Origin of the sequence: Burkholderia sp. E168m23 (assembly GCF_016586125.1) — a bacterium.
GTDB classification, from domain to species: domain Bacteria; phylum Pseudomonadota; class Gammaproteobacteria; order Burkholderiales; family Burkholderiaceae; genus Burkholderia; species Burkholderia orbicola.
The window spans coordinates 1-4,300 of record NZ_BCPP01000639.1; the positions used below are offsets into that span (position 1 = coordinate 1).

Annotated in this window: 4 protein-coding genes; 3 read left to right on the plus strand and 1 reads right to left on the minus strand. The window is 69.5% G+C overall.

The features are described from left to right. The 3 genes from JMF90_RS26450 to JMF90_RS26460 all read left to right on the plus strand — a co-directional run. Window positions 1-873: SDR family oxidoreductase (locus JMF90_RS26450; RefSeq protein WP_201325621.1), on the plus strand; the 873-nt coding region annotated here is incomplete at its 5' end. Continuing rightward, window positions 870-2,462 carry an NAD(P)/FAD-dependent oxidoreductase gene (locus tag JMF90_RS26455; RefSeq protein ID WP_011548336.1) on the plus strand — a complete coding sequence of 531 codons (1,593 nt, stop codon included), beginning with the start codon at window positions 870-872 and terminating at the stop codon, window positions 2,460-2,462. The genes JMF90_RS26450 and JMF90_RS26455, both read left to right, overlap by 4 nt. Window positions 2,463-2,469: 7 nt before the next feature. Then, window positions 2,470-3,453 carry an alpha/beta fold hydrolase gene (locus JMF90_RS26460; RefSeq protein WP_011548337.1) on the plus strand — a complete coding sequence of 328 codons (984 nt, stop codon included), beginning with the start codon at window positions 2,470-2,472 and terminating at the stop codon, window positions 3,451-3,453. Between the two features lie 57 nt (window positions 3,454-3,510). Here JMF90_RS26460 and JMF90_RS26465 read toward each other — a convergent pair whose 3' ends face one another. Further along, window positions 3,511-3,909 carry a carboxymuconolactone decarboxylase family protein gene (locus JMF90_RS26465; protein WP_027805544.1) on the minus strand — a complete coding sequence of 133 codons (399 nt, stop codon included), beginning with the start codon at window positions 3,907-3,909 and terminating at the stop codon, window positions 3,511-3,513. Window positions 3,910-4,300: the final 391 nt, after the last annotated feature.

A 4,300-nucleotide genomic window follows, 5' to 3' on the forward strand; every position in this document is an offset into this window, starting at 1 on the left:
ATCACGGGCGCCGGTTCGGGCATGGGCCGCAGCCTCGCGGTCGAGCTTGCGCGGCGCGGCTGCGAGGTCGCGCTCGCCGACGTCAGCGAAACCGGGTTAGCCGGCACGGCGGCCGCCTGCGCGCAGCACGGCGTGCGTGTGAGCACGCGGCGGCTCGACGTCGCCGACCGCGACGCGGTGTTCGCGTGGGCCGATTTCGTTCGCGCCGAGCACGGCAAGGTCAACCTGATCTTCAACAATGCGGGCGTGTCGCTGGCCGCCAGCGCCGAAACCGCGCGCCTCGCCGATCTCGAATGGATCGTCGGCATCAATTTCTGGGGCGTCGTGCATGGCACGCAGGCGTTCCTGCCGCATCTGCGCGCATCGGGCGACGGCCACGTCGTCAACACGTCGAGCCTGTTCGGGCTCGTCGCGATGCCGACGCAAAGCGCGTACAACGCGACCAAGTTCGCGGTGCGCGGCTTCACCGAAGCGCTGCGGATGGAACTCGAACTCGACGGCGCGCCGGTGAGCGCGACCTGCGTGCATCCGGGCGGCGTCGCGACGAGCATCGTCGACGCGGGCCGCGTCGATACCAGCATCCACGCGCTGACGGGCCAGGACGAAGCGACGCATCGTCGCCAGGCCAACCGCCTGATCAACGCGACGACGGCCGACGAGGCCGCGCGGCAGATCCTCGCGGGCGTCGAGCGCAATGCGCGCCGCGTGCTGGTCGGCGCCGACGCGCGCCGGCTCGATCGGATCGCGCGCCTGCTCGGCGCCGGTTACCAGTGGCTGATGCTGCGCCACGTGCGCCGCGCCCGCGCACGCAACCTCGAACGCGCCCACGCCCCGGCCACGCGCCCCACCACGCCGACCAAGGATCTCGCATGACCTCGACGACGACCGACCGACGCGACGCGCCGTCCGCCCGCGACACCCGTCGCGACAGTGGCGATAACCACGACAGCCGCGACCTCGACGTGCTGATCGTCGGCGCCGGCCTGTCCGGCATCGGCGCCGCCTACCACTTGAAGCAGCGCTGCCCGCATGCGAGCGTGGCGATCGTCGAGGCGCGCGACGCGATCGGCGGCACCTGGGACCTGTTCCGCTATCCGGGTGTTCGTTCGGATTCCGACATGTTCACGCTCGGCTACAGCTTCCGCCCGTGGCACAGCGACAAGGCGATCTCCGACGGCCAGACGATCCTCGACTACATCCGCGACACCGCGCGCGCCTACGGCATCGACAAGACGATCCGCTACGGCCAGAAGGTTGTCGCGGCCGACTGGGATTCGAACCGCGCGCGCTGGACGGTGCGCATCGAGCGCACGCGAGACGGCGCGACCGACGCGCTCGTCTACACCTGCCGCTTCCTGTTCATGTGCAGCGGCTACTACGACTACGACGCCGGCTACCTGCCCGACTGGGCCGGCATGGACACGTTCGAGGGCCAGCTCGTGCATCCGCAGCACTGGCCGAAGGATCTGTCGTACGCGAACCGGCGCGTGGTCGTGATCGGCAGCGGCGCGACGGCCGTCACGCTCGTGCCGTCGATGGCGGCCGACGCGCAGCACGTGACGATGCTGCAGCGCTCGCCGACCTACATCGTGTCGCTGCCCGCGCGCGACAAGATCGCGAACGCGCTGCGCCGCGTGCTGCCGTCGCGGCTCGCGCACCGGCTCGTGCGCGTGAAGAACGTGCTGCTGACGATGTACCTGTACAACGTGTCGCGCCGCAAGCCCGACCAGACGAAGAAATTCATCATCCGCGCGGCGAGCAAGCAGCTCGGCCCCGACTTCGACGTCGCGAAGCACCTGACGCCGCGCTACATGCCGTGGGACCAGCGCGTGTGCCTCGTGCCGAACGGCGACCTGTTCAAGGCGATCCGCGCGGGCCGCGCATCGATCGTCACCGACGAAATCGAGCGCTTCACGCCGACCGGCCTCCAGCTGAAGAGCGGCCAGCAGCTCGACGCGGACGTGATCGTCACCGCGACCGGGCTGAAGGTGAAGATGCTCGGCGGCGCGCGCGTGACGGTCGACGGCCGCGCGGTCGATTTGCCGGAGACGGTGTCGTACAAGGGGATGATGTACAGCGGCGTGCCGAACCTCGCATCGTCGTTCGGCTACACGAATGCGTCGTGGACGCTGAAGGCCGAGCTGATCGCGCGCTACGTGTGCCGGCTGCTCAACCACATGCGCGCGAACGGGTACGACACGTGCGTGCCGCGGCTCGGCGCGGGCGATCTCGGCGACGTGCCGGCCGTCAACCTGAGCTCGGGCTACATCCAGCGCGCGGCCGGCATCCTGCCGAAGCAGGGGCATCGCAAGCCGTGGAAATTCCACCAGAACTACGTGCTCGATCTCGCGTCGCTGAAGTTCAGCGCGCTCGCCGATTCCGCGATGCAATTCGAACGCCGCGCCCAAACCGGCCCGGCCGCTACCGCACCGGCTGCCGAACCCGCACTCGAAACCCGCTGAGGCCGACATGACTCCTACGCTCCATCTGATCCAGAACGTGCTGCTCGGCGTCGTCGCGGTGCTCGCCGCGCTCGCGCTGTTTTCCGCTTACGTGGCCCGTCGCGTGACGCGGGCGTTTCCGCCCGAAGGCCGCTTCGTCGACATCGACGGCGATCGTATCCACTACGTCGAATACGGCAACGGCCCGCCGATCGTGTTCGTCCACGGGCTCGCGGGGCAATGGCGCAATTTCGCGTACCTGCCGCTCACGCGGCTCGCGCAGCAGCATCGCGTGATCCTGCTCGACCGCCCGGGCGCCGGCCGCTCGCTGCGCGGCGCGGCCTCGCAGGCGAACGTGTTCGCGCAGGCCCGCACGGTCGCCGCGTTCATCGACGCGTTGCAGCTCGACAAGCCCGTGCTGGTCGGCCACTCGCTCGGCGGCGCGATCGCGCTCGCGGTCGGCCTCAACCATGCGGACCGCGTGAGCCGGCTCGCGCTGATCGCGCCGCTGTCGCACGAGCAGACCGAGCCGCCCGCGCCGTTCAAGCCGCTGATGCTGCCGTCGCCGCTCGTGCGCCGTTTCGTGTCGTGGACCTTCGCGATCCCGCTGACGATCCTGACCGGCCGCAAGGCCGTGCGCCAGGTGTTCGCGCCGGAGGCCGTGCCGCGCGACTTCCCGGTCAAGGGCGGCGGCCTGCTCGGGATGCGTCCGCACGTGTTCTACGCGACGGCGACGGACCTGCTGTCGGCGCCCGTCGACCTGCCCGCGATGGAGCGTCGCTATGCGGAACTCGCGCTGCCGGTCGACGTGCTGTACGGCCGCGCCGATCCGATCCTGAACTGGCGCGAGCACGGCGACGCGCTCGCGAAAAAATCGGCGCGCGTGCGGTTGAAGGTCGTCGAGGGCGGCCACATGCTGCCGGTCACGCTTCCCGAAGCGACGGCCGACTGGCTGCTCGAAGTCGCCGCCGCGCCGGCCGACGTCGCCGCGCAGCCCGTGCGCATCGCGTAGGTCGCGGCAACGCAGCGGGGCCTGATTCCGTGGCGGGCAGCCGGCGCCGCGACGGAATCAGGCTTCGTCGTCGGGTATCGACAGCCCGAGATCCGAGAGCACCTCGCGCGCGCTGCGAAACGCCTCGACCGCGGCCGGCGCCCCGGCGTACAGCGCGCTGTGCAGCAATACTTCGCGAATCTCGACGAGGCTCGCGCCGTTGTTGAGCGCGCCGCGAACATGCCCCTTCAGCTCCGTGCCGCGGCCGAGCGCCGCCAGCATCGCGCACGTGCACAGGCTGCGCGTCTTCAGGTCGATCCCGCCCCGCTGCCACGTGCTGCCCCACGCATGTTCGTTCAGCCAGTTCTGCAGCGGACGCGAAAAGCCGTCGAGGTCGCGCATCGCGCGCTCGACGAACGCCTCGCCCATCACGTCGATCCGCCGCGCCTTGCCGTATTCCCTGTCCTGTTCGCTCATGTCGGTGTCCTGGTGGTTGGAAGTCGTGGCCGCTGCCGCGCCGCCGGCGGCCGGGGGATGTCGCGCCATGTTCAGCGGGACGGCGCGTTTCGTCAAAAATGCGGGCCTCGGTTCGCGCAGCTCGCGTAACGGGCGGTCGAACGCTACGTAACATCCCGTCGCGCGTTACGGCGCCTTACGGGAACATCGCAGCCGCGACGCTCGCGCACCGCGCGCGCCTGTCGCGCGAAACCGCCATTCCTCCGTTTAAATCGCATCGATATTCCCGATTTCCGCAACAAATCGCGACACCGTTTCGCGAAACCTGTCATGGCGCGGAATTTGCAGAGAAGGCCTGGACACACTTCCAATGTCGAGGCCAACATGCAGAATCTCTTCAAGAAGACGACGG

Coding starts and splice junctions, on each gene's coding strand:
- JMF90_RS26455 (WP_011548336.1), top strand. CDS start 870: ATGACCTCGACGACGACCGACCGACGCGACGCGCCGTCCGCCCGCGAC.
- JMF90_RS26460 (WP_011548337.1), top strand. CDS start 2,470: ATGACTCCTACGCTCCATCTGATCCAGAACGTGCTGCTCGGCGTCGTC.
- JMF90_RS26465 (WP_027805544.1), bottom strand. CDS start 3,909: ATGAGCGAACAGGACAGGGAATACGGCAAGGCGCGGCGGATCGACGTG.